General features: G+C 51.7%; 18 protein-coding genes. 9 read left to right on the forward strand and 9 right to left on the reverse strand.

From position 1 onward, the window contains the following. Positions 1-15 precede the first annotated feature (15 nt). From HH215_RS29945 to HH215_RS29955, 3 genes are all read left to right on the forward strand, one after another. Entirely contained in the window at positions 16-735 is a 720-nt protein-coding gene (locus HH215_RS29945) for a ThuA domain-containing protein (protein ID WP_169283227.1), read from the forward strand. A gap of 20 nt (positions 736-755) precedes the next feature. Continuing rightward, a complete protein-coding gene (locus HH215_RS29950; protein WP_169283228.1) occupies positions 756-1,856 on the forward strand; it encodes a Gfo/Idh/MocA family protein in 1,101 nt (366 codons plus the stop codon). A gap of 209 nt (positions 1,857-2,065) precedes the next feature. Further along, a complete protein-coding gene (locus tag HH215_RS29955) occupies positions 2,066-2,977 on the forward strand; it encodes a DMT family transporter (protein ID WP_169283229.1) in 912 nt (303 codons plus the stop codon). A 102-nt stretch (positions 2,978-3,079) separates the two neighbouring features. Here HH215_RS29955 and HH215_RS29960 read toward each other — a convergent pair whose 3' ends face one another. Together HH215_RS29960 and HH215_RS29965 are read right to left on the reverse strand one after the other, a co-directional pair. Continuing rightward, on the reverse strand, positions 3,080-4,645 hold the full coding sequence (locus tag HH215_RS29960) for a M23/M56 family metallopeptidase (protein WP_169283230.1): 1,566 nt from the start codon (positions 4,643-4,645) through the stop codon (positions 3,080-3,082). Positions 4,646-4,648: 3 nt separating this feature from the next. Beyond that, entirely contained in the window at positions 4,649-5,023 is a 375-nt protein-coding gene (locus HH215_RS29965; protein ID WP_169283231.1) for a BlaI/MecI/CopY family transcriptional regulator, read from the reverse strand. Between the two features lie 228 nt (positions 5,024-5,251). On the opposite strand from HH215_RS29965, the gene HH215_RS29970 reads away from it, so the two are divergent. Beyond that, positions 5,252-6,292 (forward strand): sulfate ABC transporter substrate-binding protein, encoded by a 1,041-nt coding sequence (locus tag HH215_RS29970; RefSeq protein ID WP_169283232.1) that lies wholly within the window; start codon positions 5,252-5,254, stop codon positions 6,290-6,292. Between the two features lie 18 nt (positions 6,293-6,310). On the opposite strand, the gene HH215_RS29975 is transcribed toward HH215_RS29970, so the two are convergent. After that, positions 6,311-7,201 (reverse strand): helix-turn-helix transcriptional regulator, encoded by an 891-nt coding sequence (locus HH215_RS29975; protein ID WP_169283233.1) that lies wholly within the window; start codon positions 7,199-7,201, stop codon positions 6,311-6,313. A gap of 148 nt (positions 7,202-7,349) precedes the next feature. Between HH215_RS29975 and HH215_RS29980 the strand changes: the two genes are divergently transcribed. Then, positions 7,350-8,651, forward strand: coding sequence for an alpha-glucosidase/alpha-galactosidase (locus HH215_RS29980; protein WP_169283234.1), 1,302 nt, complete (start codon positions 7,350-7,352; stop codon positions 8,649-8,651). A gap of 81 nt (positions 8,652-8,732) precedes the next feature. Here HH215_RS29980 and HH215_RS29985 read toward each other — a convergent pair whose 3' ends face one another. The 4 genes from HH215_RS29985 to HH215_RS30000 form a co-directional block, all read right to left on the reverse strand. Next, positions 8,733-10,733 (reverse strand): sensor histidine kinase, encoded by a 2,001-nt coding sequence (locus tag HH215_RS29985; protein WP_169283235.1) that lies wholly within the window; start codon positions 10,731-10,733, stop codon positions 8,733-8,735. Then, positions 10,730-11,392, reverse strand: a complete 663-nt coding sequence (locus HH215_RS29990) for a response regulator (RefSeq protein WP_254450269.1) — start codon at positions 11,390-11,392, stop codon at positions 10,730-10,732. The genes HH215_RS29985 and HH215_RS29990 overlap by 4 nt, the downstream gene beginning before the upstream one ends. 223 nt (positions 11,393-11,615) lie before the next feature. Beyond that, on the reverse strand, positions 11,616-12,863 hold the full coding sequence (locus tag HH215_RS29995) for a beta propeller repeat protein (protein ID WP_169283237.1): 1,248 nt from the start codon (positions 12,861-12,863) through the stop codon (positions 11,616-11,618). 158 nt (positions 12,864-13,021) lie between these two features. Beyond that, entirely contained in the window at positions 13,022-13,786 is a 765-nt protein-coding gene (locus HH215_RS30000) for a Crp/Fnr family transcriptional regulator (RefSeq protein ID WP_169283238.1), read from the reverse strand. Positions 13,787-14,022: 236 nt separating this feature from the next. Here HH215_RS30000 and HH215_RS30005 point away from each other — a divergent pair, with 236 nt between their 5' ends. Genes HH215_RS30005 through HH215_RS30015 form a run of 3 tightly spaced genes read left to right on the forward strand, consistent with a single transcriptional unit; the run spans position 14,023 to position 16,176 of the window. Then, positions 14,023-14,454 (forward strand): GAF domain-containing protein, encoded by a 432-nt coding sequence (locus tag HH215_RS30005; protein WP_169283239.1) that lies wholly within the window; start codon positions 14,023-14,025, stop codon positions 14,452-14,454. Between the two features lie 23 nt (positions 14,455-14,477). Continuing rightward, on the forward strand, positions 14,478-15,134 hold the full coding sequence (locus HH215_RS30010) for a response regulator (RefSeq protein ID WP_169283240.1): 657 nt from the start codon (positions 14,478-14,480) through the stop codon (positions 15,132-15,134). Then, a complete protein-coding gene (locus tag HH215_RS30015) occupies positions 15,124-16,176 on the forward strand; it encodes a sensor histidine kinase (protein ID WP_169283241.1) in 1,053 nt (350 codons plus the stop codon). Before HH215_RS30010 ends, HH215_RS30015 begins: the two co-directional genes overlap by 11 nt. A 388-nt stretch (positions 16,177-16,564) precedes the next feature. On the opposite strand, the gene HH215_RS30020 is transcribed toward HH215_RS30015, so the two are convergent. Further along, positions 16,565-17,584, reverse strand: coding sequence for a YpdA family putative bacillithiol disulfide reductase (locus tag HH215_RS30020; protein ID WP_169283242.1), 1,020 nt, complete (start codon positions 17,582-17,584; stop codon positions 16,565-16,567). A gap of 163 nt (positions 17,585-17,747) precedes the next feature. Between HH215_RS30020 and HH215_RS30025 the strand changes: the two genes are divergently transcribed. Then, positions 17,748-18,302, forward strand: a complete 555-nt coding sequence (locus HH215_RS30025) for a DoxX family membrane protein (RefSeq protein WP_169283243.1) — start codon at positions 17,748-17,750, stop codon at positions 18,300-18,302. Positions 18,303-18,420: 118 nt separating this feature from the next. Here the strand turns inward: HH215_RS30025 and HH215_RS30030 are convergent, their stop codons facing one another. Continuing rightward, entirely contained in the window at positions 18,421-18,975 is a 555-nt protein-coding gene (locus HH215_RS30030; protein ID WP_169283244.1) for a PadR family transcriptional regulator, read from the reverse strand. Between the last annotated feature and the right edge of the window lie 47 nt (positions 18,976-19,022).

The following is a 19,022-nucleotide window of genomic DNA, read 5'->3' on the forward strand; positions in this document are numbered from 1 at the left end:
ATGGAGAATGGATTCATGAGAAAAGCATTGATCGTCTGGGGCGGTTGGAATGGCCATCAACCTCAGGAAGTCGCGGAGATCTTCCGCGGACAGCTCGTTAAGGAAGGCTTCGAAGTCGAGGTGTCCGATACGCTGGAAGCTTTCGCCGACGGGGAGAAGCTGAAGGGACTCGATTTGATCGTGCCGGTGTGGACGATGGGACGGATCGAGCAGGATTGGGTGAACAACGTCTCCGCGGCCGTGCAGAGCGGCGTAGGCTTAGCGGGCTGTCACGGCGGGATGTGCGACGCATTTCGCGAGAACACGGACTGGCAATTCATGACCGGCGGGCAATGGATCTCGCATCCGGGTAACGACGGAACGGAATATACGGTAGAGATCAAGAGCGGTTCAAGCCCGTTAGTCGAAGGAATAGAAGATTTCAAGGTGTCGACGGAACAGTATTATTTGCATGTCGATCCGGCAAATGAAGTACTGGCTACGACTCGTTTTCCCGTGGCGCCCGGTCCTCACTCGACGAATAAAGCGGTGGATATGCCTGTCGTTTGGACGAAACGCTGGGGTCACGGACGCGTTTACTACAATTCGCTCGGTCATCAGGCGAATATCATGGAAATCCCCGTCGTTCAGGAATTAATGCGGCGAGGCTTTAATTGGTGCGCGGAAGGCAAAGCCGTTGCTCCCGCAGTCCAAGCTCAAGAAGCATATACAGGCATGGCCGATAACCAACTCTAACTCGGGGAAGAGGGGCATCTATGGATAAAATTAAAGTCGGCATTATCGGTACGGGAAATATTAGCGGCATTTATTTTCAAAACGGAAAAAGATTCGAGTCGATGGAAGTCGTCGCTTGCGCGGATTTGGACGTGGAGCGCGCGATTGCCAAGGCGGCGGAACATGGGATCCGCGGCTGTTCGGTAGAGGAACTGCTTGCCGACCCCGGGATCCGGATGATCATTAACCTGACGATTCCGTTAGCGCACGCATCGGTTTGCTTGCAGGCGCTCGAAGCCGGCAAACACGTCTACGTGGAGAAGCCTCTGGCCGTAACCAGGGAAGAAGGTTTGCAGGTGCTGGAGCTGGCGCGACGCAAAGGGCTTCTCGTCGGAAGCGCGCCCGATACGTTCCTCGGCGGCGGTATTCAAACGTCAGTTAAGCTCGTGGAGGACGGATGGATCGGAACTCCGATCGGAGCGACGGCGTTCATGGTATGCGGCGGTCACGAGAACTGGCATCCTGCGCCCGAGTTTTATTACCATAAGGGCGGCGGACCTATGTTCGATATGGGGCCATATTACTTAACTGCGTTGATCGCATTGCTCGGTCCCATCTCCCGCGTGACGGGATCGACGCGCATCTCTTATCCGGAGCGAACGATTACGAGCCAACCGAAATTCGGTCAGAAGATCAAAGTGGAGACGCCGACTCACGTCGCCGGAATCATGGATTTCGCCTCGGGTCCGATCGCTACGATCCTAACAAGCTTCGACGTGAAGGGAAATTCGATGCTCCCGCGCATCGAAGTCTACGGCAGCGAAGGGACGCTAATCGTTCCCGATCCGAACGGCTTCGGCGGTCCGATTAGCGTATGGCGCGCCGGTTCCAAGGAATGGTCTACTATTCCGCTAACGCACGGCAAAGCCGAGAACGCGCGAGGCGTAGGCGCCGCCGATATGGCAAGGGCGATTCAAACCGGGCGCAAACATCGGGCGAACGGAGAGATGGCTTACCATGTGTTGGAAGCTATGCACGGTTTCCACGACGCGGCCGAGCAAGGCGTTCATTACGTGATGAAGAGCACTTGCGAGAAGCCCGCTTCGCTGCCTCTAGGTTTGACGGATTATAGCTTGGATTGAGAGATAGGCATTATCATTATTATTCATAGATCGAGTTTCGCAACGGAAGGGGCTGTCCGATAAGGGGCGGCTCTTTCTTTTGAATGATTCGGTTTTTGAATCGTAAGCCGTTTACGCTTGAGCGTTTTTCGATATTGTATTGATTATGCTCGTCATTTCATTCACACTGTTCTAGGTTACATTCATAGGGATGAGGTAGACGGCGCACCATGGACAAAGACAAAAAGTGGATTTATTATCTCGGATTAATAGCGGTTTCGATCATTTGGGGAGCGAATTTTGGAGTATCGCGTTCGGCGATGGAAACTTTCGACCCGATTTTGTTTTCTTTTTTGCGTTTCGGGCCGGCGGTTCCTTTTTTCTTCCTGATCTTGCTTATTAAAGAAGGCAGCGTCGGGTTGCCGTGGAAAGCCGTTCTGCAATTGGCTTTGATCGGATTGATCGGCGTGACGGGGTTGGAGATCGCGGTTATGTACTCGATTAAATATACGACGCTCGCCAACGCTTCCTTGTTAAACGTTGCGCCATGGCCGATATTCGCGGCTTTGTTCGCTCCCTTATTCGTGAAGGAGAAGTTTACTCGGCGTCTTGGAGTAGGAGGGGCGGCGGCGATCGTCGGCGTTTCGTTCATCATTCTCGGCGGGGCGGAAGGCTTGAATCTTTCTTCCGACCATATGACGGGAAATTTGTTGGCGTTCGGAATCAGTATCGTTGGAGCTTTGTTTAATCTCGCTTGCATGCCGCTCATGAAGCGTTATTCTTCGCTGCGCGTCAGTGCCTGGTTTATTATGTTCGGAAGTTTGTTCATGCTGCCTTTTACGGCGGGAAGCTGGGGAAAAGTCGACTGGAGCGAATTGCAGACCGGGCATTATACGGCCATCGTCTATAACGTGCTAATCTGCACCGTGTTCGCGTTCGTCGTATGGAATGCGAGCATGTTCAAGATCGGCGCGGCTCGCGCGAATTTCTTCCGTTACGTAGTGCCGGCGGCAGCCGTCGTAGCCGGGCTTATTTTCTTCGACGAAGGCATCACCGCATGGCAGATCATCGGAGCGCTATTCATGGCGGCTGGTTTGGTATGGATTAGTACGGAGAAAAAGCAACCCGTTCAAGCGGGGTAGAATGGTGCGTGTGGCGGTGCTAATACCATTTTTTTTGTTATAAACCAAAGGAGCTATCCCCGACTTAATGGGATAGCTCCTTTGGTTTATAACCGGACAATATTATTTCTCGTTAACGCGGATCGTTGTCACGGGATTAGGATCGACGTACTCGCCGTTCTTGAGGACGGAGAAATGAAGATGAGGTCCGGTGGAATTCCCGGTGCTTCCCATCAGTCCGATCAAGTCGCCTTCCTTGACCTCGTCGCCTTCTTTGACCGAAAGTTTGTCCAAGTGCCGATACTCCGTGCTCCAAACTTTGTTATGCTCGATCGTTACGGTGAGCCCTTTAGCGCTCACGGATTCGGCTAGGACGACTTTTCCCCCGGCCGCCGCGACGATGTCGGTTCCTTTTTTGCCGGCGATATCGATGCCGTCGTGAAGGGATTTCTTCGCGCTCACCGGATGGATACGATAACCGAAGGGCGAGGAAATCTTGCTGCCTTTAGGCAGTTGGAGCGAGAACTCGATGGCGCTCTCGTCGCTAGTCTTAGCGGCGGGGATAATCTCCGCTAAAGGCTGTGCCGCTTCTTCGATTTGCTCCGATGGAGCGGGCTTGCTATCGGCGAATGCAGACGGCAGCGTTAGGACAGCCGCCGCGAGAAGCAGAGATAATCCGATCAATGAGATCTTTTTCTTGGAAGGCTGGTAATCGCGGATCATGACAATCCTCCTCTTGATCTGTTTTTTGTTGCCGAAAAATCCGACGCCGGCGGTAACGGTTTTTTGCGACGCGCCGATTTCCAGTAATTTGACGATGCTTGCGGCGTAAGGTTCTTTAAGTTCGGAGGAGCTAAGGACGGTCGCATCGCAGGCGTTTTCCTGGTCGATCCGCATGCGTTGCAGACCGAACCAGACGGCCGGATTAAACCAATGGACGGAAGCTAGCAAATAGGCTAGCAGATTTATCGGGATATCCCTGCGTTGGCAATGAGCCAGCTCATGGCGAATGACGCATTCCCACTCGGCCTCGGTCAGATGCCCGAGTACTTCGCGAGGAATCAGCACGACGGGTGATCTTATGCCGAACAATGCCGGAGCGGAGACAAGCCGGGTGAGCCGAAGGCCTACTCTGGAATGAATTCCGCTGCTAGCTCGAATTTTCGTGAACAGTTCGTCCAATTCGCGAGGGATGGGGATGCGTGCTTCCTTACGAAAGGCTAGAGACGTTCTCAGATGTCCGACGGATAGCAATAGCCATATTAGCGCGACCCCGGATAGCCATACGATCGCGGATATCCGAATAACGTCGTCGGACAATTGCCAAGCGGCAGCCGAAGGCTCGGTAACGGTGCCTCCGTCGGTACTGCCCGTAGCTGAGTTACTAGGAATATCGGTCACTCCCGCCGGTACGGCAACGGGATCAGAGTTACGGATTCCGTTGCCGTCGTCATGGACGGAAGCCTCGATCGAGTCGGGAAGGGATATCCAGCGAAGCTGGCTCTCCAAGTTGCCGGGAAGCAACGGGAGCAATAATTTTACGAGAAGCAACATCCATAGGGCATAATGCCAACCCGGGGAAAGTTTTTTACGAAACAACCAAGAGAGCAGCAGAATTGCGATTACCACTGCCGCGGCTTCCATGGAATTGATTAACGTGCGCTCGAATAAACGGATCATAATCTCCATCGATTATTTCTCCTTCTCCTGGAGCAGCGCCTTCAACTCCTTAATGTCCTCGGAAGAGAGCTTGCCGGATTCCAGAAAATGCACCATCATCGGCTTAAGCGAACCCCCATAAATTCGGTCGAGGAACGAACGGCTGGCTTCCTGCACGCATTCGTCTTCGTTTACCAGCGGGAAATAAGCGTATTCCCGACCATCCTTATGAAATCCAAGCACTTCCTTCTGCACGAGTCTGCCGATGAGCGTCTTCACCGTCTTCGGCTTCCACGACTTGCTGTCGCTGAGGCGGTCGATAATATCGGCGGCCGTTAAGGGCGACGCCTGCCAAACGATTCGCATGATATCCCATTCCGCGTCCGAAATGTTGGGGGATTCAGGCATATTCATTCCTCCTGTTCGATTGCATCCGATGTTCACCGGTGATGCCGGATTAAAGATTACACTTGTAGTCTACGACTATAGATTACATTTGTAATCTAATCGTGTCAAGGGAATTGTCGAATAATGCCAGCCAATCCCGTTACTTTAAATACTAGTTTACAACTAGGAATAGTATGTATTATGATGATGGAGGACCAACTAAAACTTACCAGTTTGGAGGAAAGGCCAATGAAAAGCTTCAAAACTTTGAAAGCCGCCGTCTTAATACTGACTGCGATCGCCTTGATTTTCGGAACGGCAAATTTGGGAGACGATAACAGAGCGGAGGCGGCGTCCAAGAAGAAAAAAGTGACGCTTCTGAACGTCTCTTATGATCCGACAAGGGAACTATACGAGGAATTCAACAAAATTTTCGCGACCTACTGGAAGAAAAAAACCGGTCAAACGGTGGAAATCAAACAGTCTCACGGCGGATCCGGTAAACAAGCGCGTTCGGTCGTCGACGGGCTTAAGGCAGACGTCGTTACGTTGGCGCTGTCGCTGGACATCACGGAAGTTCAAAACAAAGGATTGCTGGATGCGCGTTGGGAAGATAAACTTCCTTACCACAGCTCGCCGTATACTTCTACGATCGTATTCGTCGTACGCAAGGGGAACCCGAAGAAAATCAAGGATTGGGACGACATCGTCAAATCGGGGGTACAGGTCATCACTCCGAATCCGAAGACGGGCGGAGCGCCGCGTTGGACGTACTTAGCGGCATGGGCATATGCTCTGAAGCATAACAAGAACAGCGAAACGGCGGCCAAAGATTTCGTTACGAAGCTGTACAAGAACGTACCCGTTCTGGATACCGGGGCAAGGGGCTCCACGACGACGTTCGCGCAACGCGGCATCGGCGACGTGCTGTTGACATGGGAGAACGAAGCCCATTTGGTTCAGAAGGAATTCGGCTTCGATTACGAGATCATCACGCCTTCCTTAAGCATACTCGCAGAGCCGTCGGTTGCGGTCGTGACCAAGAACGCCAACAAGAACGGAACGACCGAAGTGGCCAACGAATACCTGAGATTCTTGTACACTAAGGAAGGGCAAAGACTCGTAGGGAAACATTATTATCGTCCGAACGATCCTGCCGTTCTTAAGGAATACGAGAAGCAGTTCCCTAAGCTCGAGTTGGTCACGATTCGCGATTTCGGCGGATGGCCGGCGGCGCAGAAGAAGCATTTCGCGGACAAAGGAATATTCGATCAGATTTATAATCCGTAACCAACGACGTAACCAACGTCAGTTCAATCTATAGGGATCTTTAGAGCGCTTCGGTGGAGTCCGAAGCGCTTTTCTGTATTCGGTCGGGGATTGGCCCCGCCACTTCCTGAATTTCTTCGAGAAGTAGAGGGCATCGCCGAAGCCGACGGAGGAAGCGACCTGTTCGATGGTCATCGAAGATGCGAGCAAGGATTCGGCTCGTTGCATGCGAATGTTCAACAAGTATTGCGAAGGCGACAACCCGGTCGATTGCTTGAACAGCTTGCAAAGGTGAGTTCTATGGTAGCCTAGCATCCCGGACAGATGCTCGATCGATATCGGCTGGGTATATTGCAAGGTCAGATATTGGATCGCTTGCTTAATGACCAGGTCGATCGCCGCAGTGGATTCGGGATGGTTCTTCTCGAGCTTCTTGCGGGCGACTCCGAACTGTTGCAGCAAGAGACGAATCCATCCGCCGGCCTCGAGGTTGGCTAGTTCGGGAAGGGCAGCGGAATCGTAACAACCGATAAGCTTGTCATAATAGCTACGGATGTTCGGGTTAAGACTACCCGGGATAACCGGGTGATGGGGCGTAGCCCCCACTTGCGACATGACGTCGTCGGCTCCGCGGCCGATGAAGCCGACCCATACATAACTCCACGGCTCGCGTTCATCGGCTTGGTAGGAGAATAGCTCCCCAGGGAAAATAACGAAAGTATCTCCCGCAACGCACGGATAGCTTGTATCCCGAATGATGAACTCCCCGCGACCGGACAGAACCGTGTGAACCAGGTAATAGTCGTGTATGGCCGGTCCGATTTTATGCAAGCCCATCGGCTGGGCTTCTCCGCTGAAGAGGACGGAAAGCTCACCCTCCGCGGGAGAGGGATTCATGCTGACCGAATAGGAATGGTGTTCGGAAGACATAGGCGTCACCTGTCTGAATTGTTTCTTTCTACTTTATCAAATAAACGACAAATGTCCATATAGATGCGCGAACCTTCCATACTCTTTTGATGACGCTTGCATTACATTTAGAATAGCAGTTCACATTATTCATTCGGAGGTTTTGATCTTGTCCAAAATCACTTTTCTCGGCGCAGGAAGTACGGTATTCGCTAAAAACGTGCTCGGGGACGTCATGCTTACGCCAGCGTTGCAGGATTTCGAGATCGCGCTGTTCGATATCGACCCGGTAAGACTGAAAGATTCCGAGAACATGCTTAATAACATCAAAAAGACATCCGGAAGCACTTGCGTGATCAATGCCTTCACCGATCGCAAAGAAGCTCTTCGCGGATCTAAATTCGTAGTCAACGCGATTCAAGTAGGCGGATACGATCCGTGTACGATTACGGATTTCGAAATTCCGAAAAAATACGGCCACAGACAAACGATCGCGGATACGGTCGGGATCGGCGGACTATTCCGCAATTTGCGCACGATTCCGGTTATGCTCGATTTCGCGGCGGACATTCGCGAAGTATGTCCGGATGCTTTGTTCTTGAATTATACGAATCCGATGGCCGTTCTCACCAACGTGATGAATACTTACGGCGGCGTGAACACGGTTGGTCTCTGCCACAGCGTGCAGGCTTGCGTTCCCGAAATGTTCAAGCATCTAGGACTGGATCAGACGGGAGTGAAGTCGAAGATCGCGGGCATTAACCATATGGCATGGTTGCTGGAAGTGTCTAAAGACGGAGTGGACCTGTATCCGGAAATCAAGAGACGCGCGAAGGAGAAGCAGAAAGAAAAGCATAACGATATGGTTCGGTACGAGATGATGCTGAATTTCGGTTACTACATCACGGAATCTTCGGAGCATAATGCCGAGTACCATCCGTATTTCATCAAACGTAACTATCCGGAGCTGATCGAACGGTTCAACATTCCCCTCGACGAGTATCCGCGCCGCTGCATCGAGCAAATCAGCAGATGGAAAAACATGCGCGAAGAGCTTGTCAACGATGCAAACCTCGAGCACGTTCGCTCTCACGAATACGCTTCTTACATTTTCGAAGCGATCGAGACGGACGTCCCGTTCAAGATCGGCGGCAACGTCATGAACACGGGCGGCTTAATCGCCAACTTGCCTCGCGAAGCTTGCGTCGAAGTACCGTGCCTGGTCGATCGTTCCGGAGTCAACCCGACTTACATCGGCAATCTTCCGCCGCAGTTAGCCGCGCTGAACCGCACGAATATCAATACGCAATTGTTAACGATCGAAGCCGCTATCACGGGTAAGAAAGAACATATCTATCACGCGGCGATGTTGGATCCGCATACGGCCGCCGAGCTCTCGATAGACGATATCGTCTCCATGTGCGACGATCTGATCGAGGCCCATGGGGATTGGCTTCCGAAGTACTCCTGATTGAAATAGGCAATCCAGCGAATGAAGAGGATATGAAAGAAGGCAGTGCGGGAAATATTCCTGCGCTGCCTTCTTGTGCTATTAAGCCGAAGTCGACCGAGGCGACGACGGTAGAAGTAAAGGTAACGGAAAAGTAATGGCAAGCTCGCATCCCATCGGAATGCCGTCAGCCCCTTCGGAGGATCCGACGGCAACCGTTCCGCCGAGGAGATGAACCCGTTCCATCATAGTCGTCAAGCCGAATCCCGGTTTAGCGAAGCCGAAAGGTTTGCCGTCGTTCCATAGTTTGATCTCCAATAAGTCTTCGCGAGGACGAATCGAATAACGGAACCAACTGCAGCCCGCATGGCGGATACCGTTCGTTAAGCCTTCTTGCAAAGCGTGATAGATGACTTTCTCCGTTAATTTCCCCATTTCGCACGGAAGTTCGATGTCCGCTTCGATGGCAACCTCCATCGTCTCGATCGTTTCGCGTATTAGCTCTCGAAGCGCAAATTCCAGCTTGACGGGGGGCGAATCGGACTTCAGCAGCCGCACGGTTTTGCGAATATCCTCCAAGCCTTTACGGACAAGTCCGCTAACGGTGTCGAGCTTCTCGGAGGGAAGGTTGCCTTCTTTGGCCGCGAGCTTCTTACTCGCCTCCAATTGGACGATTGCCGCCGTCAGCGTATGGCCTACGACGTCATGCATGTCTTGCGCGATCCGGTTTCTTTCCTCTAATACGGACACTTCGGCCAACGTTTCCGCTTTCTCCCGCAGCGTGATCGTTAAGGATCGGTTCGCTTCTTCCAGCTCTTGCGTGCGAGTTTCTACGATTTGCTCCAAATTCCGATAAAACTGCTCGAGCTCGATGTTCTTCGTTTGCAGATCCCGGGCATTCCGTTCCGAATCTTGATAGATGTAGCCTACTCTATGAATGACGACGAATACCATGCAGGACATGAAGAGAAGAAGGCCGTTCGGGAGCAAGTTCGCGATTACGATATTGAAATAATGCCATAACTCGTTGAAAGGTTTGTATTGAGCGTATAGGTAATTTGAGATCATATGGCCCAATCCGCTAATGACCAATATGACGTAACCCCGAAGCAACCATCTTCTTTCGTACTGCCGTTGGGCGCTATTCGGAAACCGTGCCAAGGCATAGGTCACTACGCCGATTGCGACGATCGCTAACCATGGTAAACCGTCGTTAAGCATTTTCCAATACCAAGTCGGGCTCCAAATTCCCGCGAACAAAGACGCTATCGTGTATAGGAGCAAGGTAAGCTTAGTGATTCGGACGATGAGTCGCCTAGAAGCGCCTAACACTTCGCCATATAATCCGGTAAACGCGTATACACCCAGCGTTAATAATAGATCTTTCCAGTAATACAAGGCTTGAACATCGAAGAACCATTGCAGAGAGTTGCATATCAGAAGGAGTCCGAAACCCGAGGATAACGTGAGCAGAGAGAACCAGAAGTATAGTTTTTCCCTTCGTCTGGCGAAGAAAATCAGACCTACGATGCCGACGGTTATATAAAGGACGGAATAAATGTAACGCGAAGAGTCCTGTTGCAAAAAGCGGGTTAAGATGGAGTCGGGCTCTCCGACGACAATCCAGTTGTTCATCATGAAAGGCATGCGGTCCCATTCCATATGCAGGGAAAGTTCCTTTCCCTCGTCTTCCGGCTGGATCGGTATCGGATGCCAGGTCATGATGAAATGATTCCAGATAAGGCCGGGTTCCATATTGAAACGATAGACGGACTGCCCATCCAAGAAAACTTCGAATCTGTTCATTCCGGATAGGAATAAATACGGCTTATTCCAAGGCAGTTCGGGTAACGTACGTTTAACCCATAGAGAACCTTTGTAATGGCTTAGCTTATTCTGTTCCTCTTCGCCGAGAGCTTGCCAGCTATCGCCTTGGCCGGGTTGCTGCCCGAAACGGACTTCCCAGTCGTTAACGAGACGGGCAGGCGGCGAACTCGATTGTTCGATAAATTTTTTATTGATAAAGAGCGAAGGCAGGAAAGCCCCCAAAACAATCGCGCATACGATTATCCAAATCCATAAGGAAGTCGACCTGCGTTTCATGGGATCATATACTCCTTCAATCGGATAATCGCCGCGGTACGGTCGTTCGTACCGATCTTGTTATAGATGACGCTAATATAATTGCGGATCGTTCCTTCGCTCATATAGAGGGTGGAGGCGATTTGTTTGTTCGGTTTATCTTGGACCATGAGCAGAATGATCTCCCTTTCCTTCTCGTTGAAGAAGAGGCCGTGCTGCTCCAGTGCATGCTCGTGAAACGGGCCAGGCTCCGTTTGATTCCAATAAGCGAGCCGTTCGGTAAGCTTGGCTGCTATAGGCGCAGGCAGGATAAGATGTCCTTTAATCGCTTCGCGAATCGTTTGGACGATATGTTCCCCCGCCATGTCCTTTAAGAGGAAGCCGTCGGCTCCGTTCGCCATAGCGCTAACAATAAGGGTGTCCTCGAGGAAAGTCGTCAGCATGAGGACGAGCACGCCGGGATGATTTTCCTTGATGCGTTTCATACTGTCTATTCCGTTAAGAAGCGGCATCTTGATGTCCATTAGAATGAGGTTCGGTCGAAGATTAGAGGCCATCTCGACGGCTTCCAGACCGTTCGAAGCGAGGCCGACGGCTTGCATATCCTCTTCCAAATTTATAATCGTCTGCAAGCCTTCCCGCAGCAGGGTTTGGTCATCGACTATCAGCACTCGGATCATGGGCATCTTCTTTTCATTAGGATGCTTTCAGATTAACACAAGTGCGAACGAAATGGCTGTGCCTGAACTCATCTCATGACTAAAATGACAAAAGTTGTGACGTATGTCACAGAAACGGGAGTCATGCAATCGGAAAAAGCCTCCGACCCCCGCTTAAAAAGCGTTGGTGAAGGCTCGGCTCAACGGGCTGGGCTGTTATTGTCTAGGCAGTCATTGCCGATCTTTACTTCGGTTTCGCGAATGTATACGTTTTGTTCCAGTTCCGACCGCCGTCCGAAGACGTGTACATGATGGAGGATTCCGTGTTGTCGCTATTGATCCACCAAATATGCTTAGCATCCGCGGCCGCGATATATTGCTCTCCGTAACCCGCGAATTCGGCGGGAAGGTTCACCCACGTTTTTCCTCCGTCCAAGGTTTTACCCATCGTATTCGGGAGATCGCATGCCATGCATTTCCCGCCCATGAAGGCGGTTTGGGAATTCACGACATAGAGAGTGCCAGGTCCGGCTCCCTTGTTATGGGGAACTTTCGTCGGCTTATCCATCTCGTAACCGGGAGCCGGTCCGGATCCGGCTTGGTTATTGGCCAAGACGGGAATCCAAGCGCGGCCTCCGTCCGCGGTATGGAAGAGGGAGTAGGATGTTTGGGACATGCCGGAATCGCCGATTAGTTCGACCCAAGCGTCATTATTGCCTGCCGATCGGATGACGACGCCGGTCACTGGGGATACCGTAGCTCGCGACATCGCGGACCGCCAAGTTTTCCCGCCGTCCGTCGTACGCATGATGTTGAATTTATTCGTTCCCTGCGTAACCGCCCAGCCATTGTTCCGATCATGGAAATAGGCATCCCCCGCTATGGAATCGGGAACTTTGAGAGTGGTCCATGTTTGCCCGCCGTCCGTCGTACGCGCACTGCCGCTGAAAGCTTCCTTGGAAGTTACGAAATGGAGGAAATCATGATTAGGCACGCTGCCGTCCGTTATCCATTTCTTTCCTCCGTTTGTCGTGTGCAGCAATTGCAATCCTTTCGAATCGCCAATGTCGAGTGCGGCCCATGCTTCATTCCGGTTCAAAGCAAATAATTGATTAACGATATACTTATGTTCTAATTGCTTCGTCCAGCTTTTGCCGCCGTTGTCCGTTCTCGCGATCCAGCCCTCGCCTCCGGCCCAACCGGACTGAAAGTCGGCTAATCGCAAGGCAGTCACCTTGCCGAGAGAAGCTTGGTCGGTAGCCGGGGGCGCCTCCGAAGCAGGCGAAGATGCGGTCTGCGTTGCTGAAGGCGACGGTGCGATACCGGACGAGGATGTACCGGTAGGAATGGTGGCGGTAGTTGCTTGCGAGGTCGTATTTCCGTCGGTCGAAGAGTTCATTCCGTTCCCGCTTTCGCTCTTCGAGCATCCAACGAGTAAGAGGACGAGCAACGACGCGACGAGGAGAAAGCGATATTTTCCGATGCTGGACATGATGATCAGCTCCCTTTCTTGCCCGATTAGACGATTGGAGCTTATACATGGTTCATTCCGATGACCCATGCTTGCTGCCTTTAGCTTTGTATCGTCGTCTAATCATCTTACCCAAGTATCGTCCAGGGTAATAAAGGGAGCGGCAATCAACCGGAAGCCTAGATGCGGCAAATCTCTTTCGAGCAACCGGGGCAACTCGGACATTGGCAAATGTCTTGCAGTGCTTTCAACTGGCGTATGATGATTTTGCCGTAACGGAAATCAAGGATTCCCTTTTCTTTGAACTCGTTCAGCATGCGATTGACGCTCTCGCGGGTCGCGCCGATGAAGTCCGCAAGCTCCGAGTGCGTAAGCTTCATATCGATCCGGATTCCGTATGCTTCCATGACCCCGTAGGAATTGCTCAGGCGAATCAGCGTCGAAGCCAATGCTCCCGGCTTGCCGAAGAGGAGCAGATCCCTGAATTTGGATTGGGTTACCCGATGGGATAACGCCATCCAATGCATGAAACTGAGCGCCAGCTCACCGTTATGCTGCATGAGCGCTTCCAGGGCATACCGTGAAATAACGCCGATCTCCGCGGCGTCCGTCACTTCCGCCGTGAAACCGTACTGAAGAAGCGAGAGACCGCTAACGTTCTCGCAGATCAAATCCCCCGATTGCAAGATCGTGAGAATGATTTCTTTGCCTTCTTCCGTCGATTTGCGAAGCTTCACTCTTCCGCTGCGAATATAATACAAATTGTCCGCTTCGTCGCCTTCCCAGAACAGGAATCCTCCCGAGGCAACGCGCATGGGAACCATTATGCTTTCGAGTTGTTGGAATTGTCTAGGCGTACAGAAGCTCGCGAACCCCTTGCTTCCCGCGCTCGGATTCGTACTCTCTTCCAGATTGGTCGCCGTAGCTGGAAAATTGATGCTCATTGCCGCCATCCCCCTTGTGAAATCTTAATACTATCGTACCCTGCGCAAGTAAATATTGTTATCGGGGAATACTCTGAATCGATAAGGGGAATTCCCCTATTTTGTTGTGAGGAAAATCACACCCGTACGTAAAGTTAGGTGTTTTCCCGCGTTTCTTTCAGGGGATTCCCTGACTTACAACCGGGCGTCTACTCGATAAAATAGAAGGAGGAAGCTTGAAGAGCGGGGGGATGGGGATGAGATTGCGCGCAGGGGATATTTTGAGCGGAATGAGAGAGCAGACGAGTTGCGACTTCTCCGCTCTTGCCGTTATCGACGGCAAAGAACGCTGCATTTCATGGAAATGGGCTTCCGGCAATCTGAACGATCGTTACTTGAACATTCGGGTTCGGCACGGGCAAGGCATCGAAGGAGAAATCATTAAGGTAGGCCGTGGAATGACGTGGGATAAAATGGATTCCAGGAAGGCCAACGTACATGCGAACTATTCGATTTGGCTGACGGAACGCTTGGAGTCCGCATACGCCGTTCCCGTCTGGATAGGGAAAGAAATGAAAGGAATCTTGTTGATCGGTGACAGGAGCCCTCGTATATATGAAGTAAATCAACGCGAAACGGTCGATCGGGTTGCAACGGAATTAGCCGACAGTATGGAAGATTTGATATAGTAGTCGTATAAGGAGGCGGGACAATGATCCGAATATTGCTAGTCGACGATCACGCCGTCGTTCGTTCCGGGCTCGCGATGTTGCTAGGCGCCAAGGAAGACATGGAAGTCGTCGGAGAAGCGGCGGAAGGCGAGGAAGCCATCGCGAAAGCAATGCAATACTTGCCCGATGTCGTGATCATGGACCTGAGCATGCCTCATGGGAAAGACGGCCTTAGCGCGACTGCCGAGTTGAAGAAGAGGCTTCCGAATACGGCCGTGTTGATTCTGACGATGCACGACGACGAGGAATATTTGTTTAGAGCGATTCATCAGGGAGCTTCCGGTTATATTCTGAAGAGCTCGCCGCATGAAGAGATGATTAGCGCGATTCGTCACGTTGCGGAGGGGAACGCGTATTTGCACCCGATGGCGACCAAACGATTGATGGGAGAATACTTGGAGAAGCTGAAGAACGGCAACGATCAGGGCAGCTTCGAATCGTTATCGGATCGGGAGAAGGAAATATTGGCGAAGGTAGCCCAAGGTTACACGAACAAGGACATTGCGGAGCAACTCGTCATCAGCGTCAAAACCGTTGAATCGCACAAAAGCAATCTGATGGACAAACTCAATCTGAAAACGAGACCGGATTTGGTCAGGTTCGCGATGAAAAAGGGGCTGTTGAACTTTGACGCATGAGTACGGCAGGTACGATTCGGAATTCGACGGTTCGCTGGAACAGACGGTTAAGCAGCTGTCCGATCTGAAACACGCCTTGGACGAAGCTTCGATCGTTGCCGTCACGGACCGAATGGGGAAAATCCAATACGTGAACGACAGATTTTGCGAGATTTCCAGGTATTCCAGAGCGGAGCTTATCGGTCAAGATCATCGGATTATTAATTCAGGCCATCATAGCAAATCTTTCATGACCGAATTATGGCGTACGATCTCCTCCGGAAAAGTGTGGCGCGGAGAAATTAAGAATCGCAACAAGGACGGCGCTTACTATTGGGTCGATACGACGATCGTTCCGTTCTTGAACGACAAGGGCAAGCCCTATCAATATTTGGCGATCCGTCATGAAGTTACCGCCAGGAAAAACGGCGAGGAAGAGCTGCAGCTCTTGCTTTCCCAAATGATGCAGATCCAGGAGGAAGAGCGGCGGAGGTTTTCGCGCGACCTGCACGACGGCATCGGTCAAAGCTTGTTTTCGTTGCTGATTTCGATGGATACGATCATCTCCAGCGGCGAACATGACCGCTTGGGAGCGCTGCGGGAGGAAGTTGCCCATCTGATGGCGGACGTGAGAGGACTGGCATGGGAGCTTAGGCCGTCCGTTCTCGACGATCTCGGCGTCATCCCGGCGTTGCGTACTTATTTCGATACGTATTCCAAGCATTACGGAATTCGGGTCCAGTTTACGTCCGATCTGCGGAGAAGGTTAAGCATACAAGAGGAAACGACCATTTACCGGATCATTCAAGAGGCGTTGATGAATCTCGGCAAACATGCGGACGTGGAGGAAGCCTCGGTTGCGGTGAAAGACTACGGAGCCTACGTCGAGGTCAAGATCGAGGATCGGGGCAAAGGCTTCTCAAGAGACGGCGGTACGAAAGGCGTCGGACTGTTCAGCATGGAGGAGCGGGCTCGTGCGATCGGAGGAGAGCTGCGCATCCGCTCGGTGCCAGGCTCGGGTACTCAAGTATCGCTGATCCTTCCTCAAGCGGCGAATAAATAAATTCAGCGAGATTGAAACGAGATGCTCGATTAGGAATCGAGTATCTCTTTCGTCTTTGGCTGTAGCGCCAAACTTGCAAGAATTACTCGAAAAAATCGAGTAACTCTTCGCCGTAGAGCCAAACTCGCAAGAATTACTCGAAATAATCGAGTAATTCTTCGCCGTAAAGCCAAATTCACGAGAATTACTCGAAAAAATCGAGTAACTCTTCACCGTAGAGCCAAATTTACGAGAATTACTCGAAATAATCGAGTAACTCTTCGCCGTAGAGTCAAACTCGCAAGAATTACTCGAAAAAATCGAGTAATTCTTCGCCGTAAAGCCCAATTCACGAGAATTACTCGATTAAATCGAGTAATTTCCAGCGTCACCCACCTTTCCCGCGCCACTATTCCCTGAGTTGCCGGATACGCCGAGCGATCAGCTCGCCGTGGTGGCGTCCGCTTTCGATGAATATCTCGTTCGCTTCCCGTCCGGCGGCGATTACGCCCGCGATGAATAGACCGGGGACATTCGATTCCATCGTCTCCGGATCGAAGGTCGGAATCGTCGACTCGGCATCGACTTCCGCTCCCGCATCCGTCAGCAATGTTCGCTCTGGCCGAAAACCGGTCAATGCAAGCACGAAATCGTTATCGAGCGTATAGGATTCGCTATCTTGATCGTTCGGCTGAACGGTGATCGTATTTTCCCCGATTCCGACCACTCGAGAAGAGAATATCATGCGGATATTCCCTTTATTAACCATGCCCTGAAATAGCGGTTTGACCCAAGGCTTAATGCTGGGCGAATAGTCTTCTCCTCGATAGACGACCGTAATCTCGGCGCCTACCCGCAACAGTTCCATCGCCGCGTCCACCGCGGAGTTGTTTCCGCCGATGATCGCCACCTTCATCCCGGTATACGGATGCGCCTCGCCGAAGAAATGCGTAACCTTCGGGAGCTCTTCTCCCGGGATGCCAAGCAGGTTCGGGTGGTCGAAGTAGCCGGTCGCGACGACGACGTAAGGCGTCTCGTAGACGCGCTTTCCGCCGAACCGGTCGGAGGTTTCCACGCGGAATGCTCCGTCTTCTTGAGGTAGGATGGCAGTTGCCGCTTCATAAGCGCGGATGCGCAGTTGACGACGGAGAGCGACGTCCCGGTAATATTGCAGCGCTTCGCGGCGAGAGGGTTTGTCGTTCGGGCTCGTGAACGGAATGCCTCCGATCTCTAACAATTCGGCGGTGCTGAAGAAGTTCATATAAGTCGGATATTGATAGATGGAATGGACGACCGCGTTTTTCTCGAGCAACAGGGGTTCGATCCCGATGGCTTGCAGTTCGAGCGCGGCGGATAATCCGCAGGGTCCGGCTCCTATGATAATGGCCTGCTCCTGCTTAGCGTTTAAGTTTGAGTTGTTTTCCTTCATCGCAGGTAATCTCCAGTACGTTTTTCGACTATTGTATCACGTATTGCTGTCTTCAACATTTCGACACATAGTTTGTGATTTTATTCACACTATCTTTTTGACGACGGGAGCATAATGAGGGTGCAAGATCAACATAAGATTATCCGAATAGGAGATGGCTGCTATGGTTTCGAAATTTCTGAAGGAAAACGTCTGGGCAGCAGTGGCGTTTACGTTTATACGCATCTATCTGGGTTGGCAGTGGATGGAGGCGGGCTGGCATAAATTAACCGGAAGCGAAGCATTCACCGCGGCGGGATTCTTGAAGAACGCGGTCGCGAATCCGATTGCGGACAAAGCGACCAAAGAAGCGATTTTCCCGACGTATACGGCATTCTTGGAGCATTTCGCGCTGCCGAACGTGAAGCTGATCGATTTCTTGATTCCCGTCGGGGAGTTTCTGGTCGGCTTGGGGCTTATCGTAGGGGGATTAACGGCCGCCGCCGCATTCTTCGGAGTGCTGATGAACTTCCTGTTCTTGTTCGCCGGAACGGTGTCGACTAATCCTTGGCTTCTGCTTATCGGAATGATCGTGCTGGCGGGAGGGGCGAACGCGGGGAAATTCGGGCTCGACTACGTTCTGCTTCCATGGATTCGTAAAGGCTGGGCGGCCGTGACCAAGCGCAGAGCAGGAGGCAAAGCAGATAGGGACATCTTAACTCCCCGCACGCATTTGTAATAAAATAACGCAAAAAAGACTGATCGTTCCCTGTGCCGGAACGATCAGTCTTTTTTGACTTTTACCTGAATAACCATCTATCTCGGGGCTACGAGCGCGCTCGGTGAGGAATGGCGTCTTATTTTTCCTCGGGGGGTATGACGGAAAGTACCCATTCGCACCATTCGATATTGGTTCGACAGCTCATTAGCGCTTTGTTAAGCAAAATATAAGCTCCGAACAAGGGGGAGCGGTAGGAAGGAACTTCGCCTTCCTTCAAGCCATCGGCCTTTTGAATATTCGCGATCTTATCTTTGTACCTTTGCAATTTCATATGGTAATACTCCAGACGATCAATGAACAGCTTACGGGAAATCGCCGGATCGACGAAAGAGACGCAATAGGCTTTAAGCATGAGTTCGTCCCTCATGACCGGGTCGGAAGCGGGCTCCGTCAACCACAGCTTCAGCGATTCTATTCCTTCTGCCGTTATGGAATAGACTTTTTTGTCCGGCTTGTCGCTTTGGGAAACCAGTTCGAACGTCACTTGGTTTTCCTTCTCCATGTTCGCGAGCAACGGGTAAATCTGACTGTGCTTGGCCGGCCAGAACGGCTGGATCTTCAGCATCAAGTCGTAACCGGACAAAGGCGAGTGGGAGATCAGGCTTAATAGTCCATAAGAGAGGGTATTCATGTCCGAGCCTCCAGGCGATAACAAACTTTGACAGATGGTAATTCCAG

It is taken from the genome of Cohnella herbarum (assembly GCF_012849095.1).
Lineage (GTDB): Bacteria > Bacillota > Bacilli > Paenibacillales > Paenibacillaceae > Cohnella > Cohnella herbarum.

Excerpts from the sequence above, each read along its gene's own strand:
- HH215_RS29945 (WP_169283227.1), top strand. The coding sequence starts at position 16 with ATGAGAAAAGCATTGATCGTCTGGGGCGGTTGGAATGGCCATCAACCT.
- HH215_RS29950 (WP_169283228.1), top strand. The coding sequence starts at position 756 with ATGGATAAAATTAAAGTCGGCATTATCGGTACGGGAAATATTAGCGGC.
- HH215_RS29955 (WP_169283229.1), top strand. The coding sequence starts at position 2,066 with ATGGACAAAGACAAAAAGTGGATTTATTATCTCGGATTAATAGCGGTT.
- HH215_RS29960 (WP_169283230.1), bottom strand. The coding sequence starts at position 4,645 with ATGGAGATTATGATCCGTTTATTCGAGCGCACGTTAATCAATTCCATG.
- HH215_RS29965 (WP_169283231.1), bottom strand. The coding sequence starts at position 5,023 with ATGCCTGAATCCCCCAACATTTCGGACGCGGAATGGGATATCATGCGA.
- HH215_RS29970 (WP_169283232.1), top strand. The coding sequence starts at position 5,252 with ATGAAAAGCTTCAAAACTTTGAAAGCCGCCGTCTTAATACTGACTGCG.
- HH215_RS29975 (WP_169283233.1), bottom strand. The coding sequence starts at position 7,201 with ATGTCTTCCGAACACCATTCCTATTCGGTCAGCATGAATCCCTCTCCC.
- HH215_RS29985 (WP_169283235.1), bottom strand. The coding sequence starts at position 10,733 with ATGAAACGCAGGTCGACTTCCTTATGGATTTGGATAATCGTATGCGCG.
- HH215_RS29990 (WP_254450269.1), bottom strand. The coding sequence starts at position 11,392 with ATGATCCGAGTGCTGATAGTCGATGACCAAACCCTGCTGCGGGAAGGC.
- HH215_RS29995 (WP_169283237.1), bottom strand. The coding sequence starts at position 12,863 with ATGTCCAGCATCGGAAAATATCGCTTTCTCCTCGTCGCGTCGTTGCTC.
- HH215_RS30000 (WP_169283238.1), bottom strand. The coding sequence starts at position 13,786 with ATGAGCATCAATTTTCCAGCTACGGCGACCAATCTGGAAGAGAGTACG.
- HH215_RS30005 (WP_169283239.1), top strand. The coding sequence starts at position 14,023 with ATGAGATTGCGCGCAGGGGATATTTTGAGCGGAATGAGAGAGCAGACG.
- HH215_RS30010 (WP_169283240.1), top strand. The coding sequence starts at position 14,478 with ATGATCCGAATATTGCTAGTCGACGATCACGCCGTCGTTCGTTCCGGG.
- HH215_RS30020 (WP_169283242.1), bottom strand. The coding sequence starts at position 17,584 with ATGAAGGAAAACAACTCAAACTTAAACGCTAAGCAGGAGCAGGCCATT.
- HH215_RS30025 (WP_169283243.1), top strand. The coding sequence starts at position 17,748 with ATGGTTTCGAAATTTCTGAAGGAAAACGTCTGGGCAGCAGTGGCGTTT.
- HH215_RS30030 (WP_169283244.1), bottom strand. The coding sequence starts at position 18,975 with ATGAATACCCTCTCTTATGGACTATTAAGCCTGATCTCCCACTCGCCT.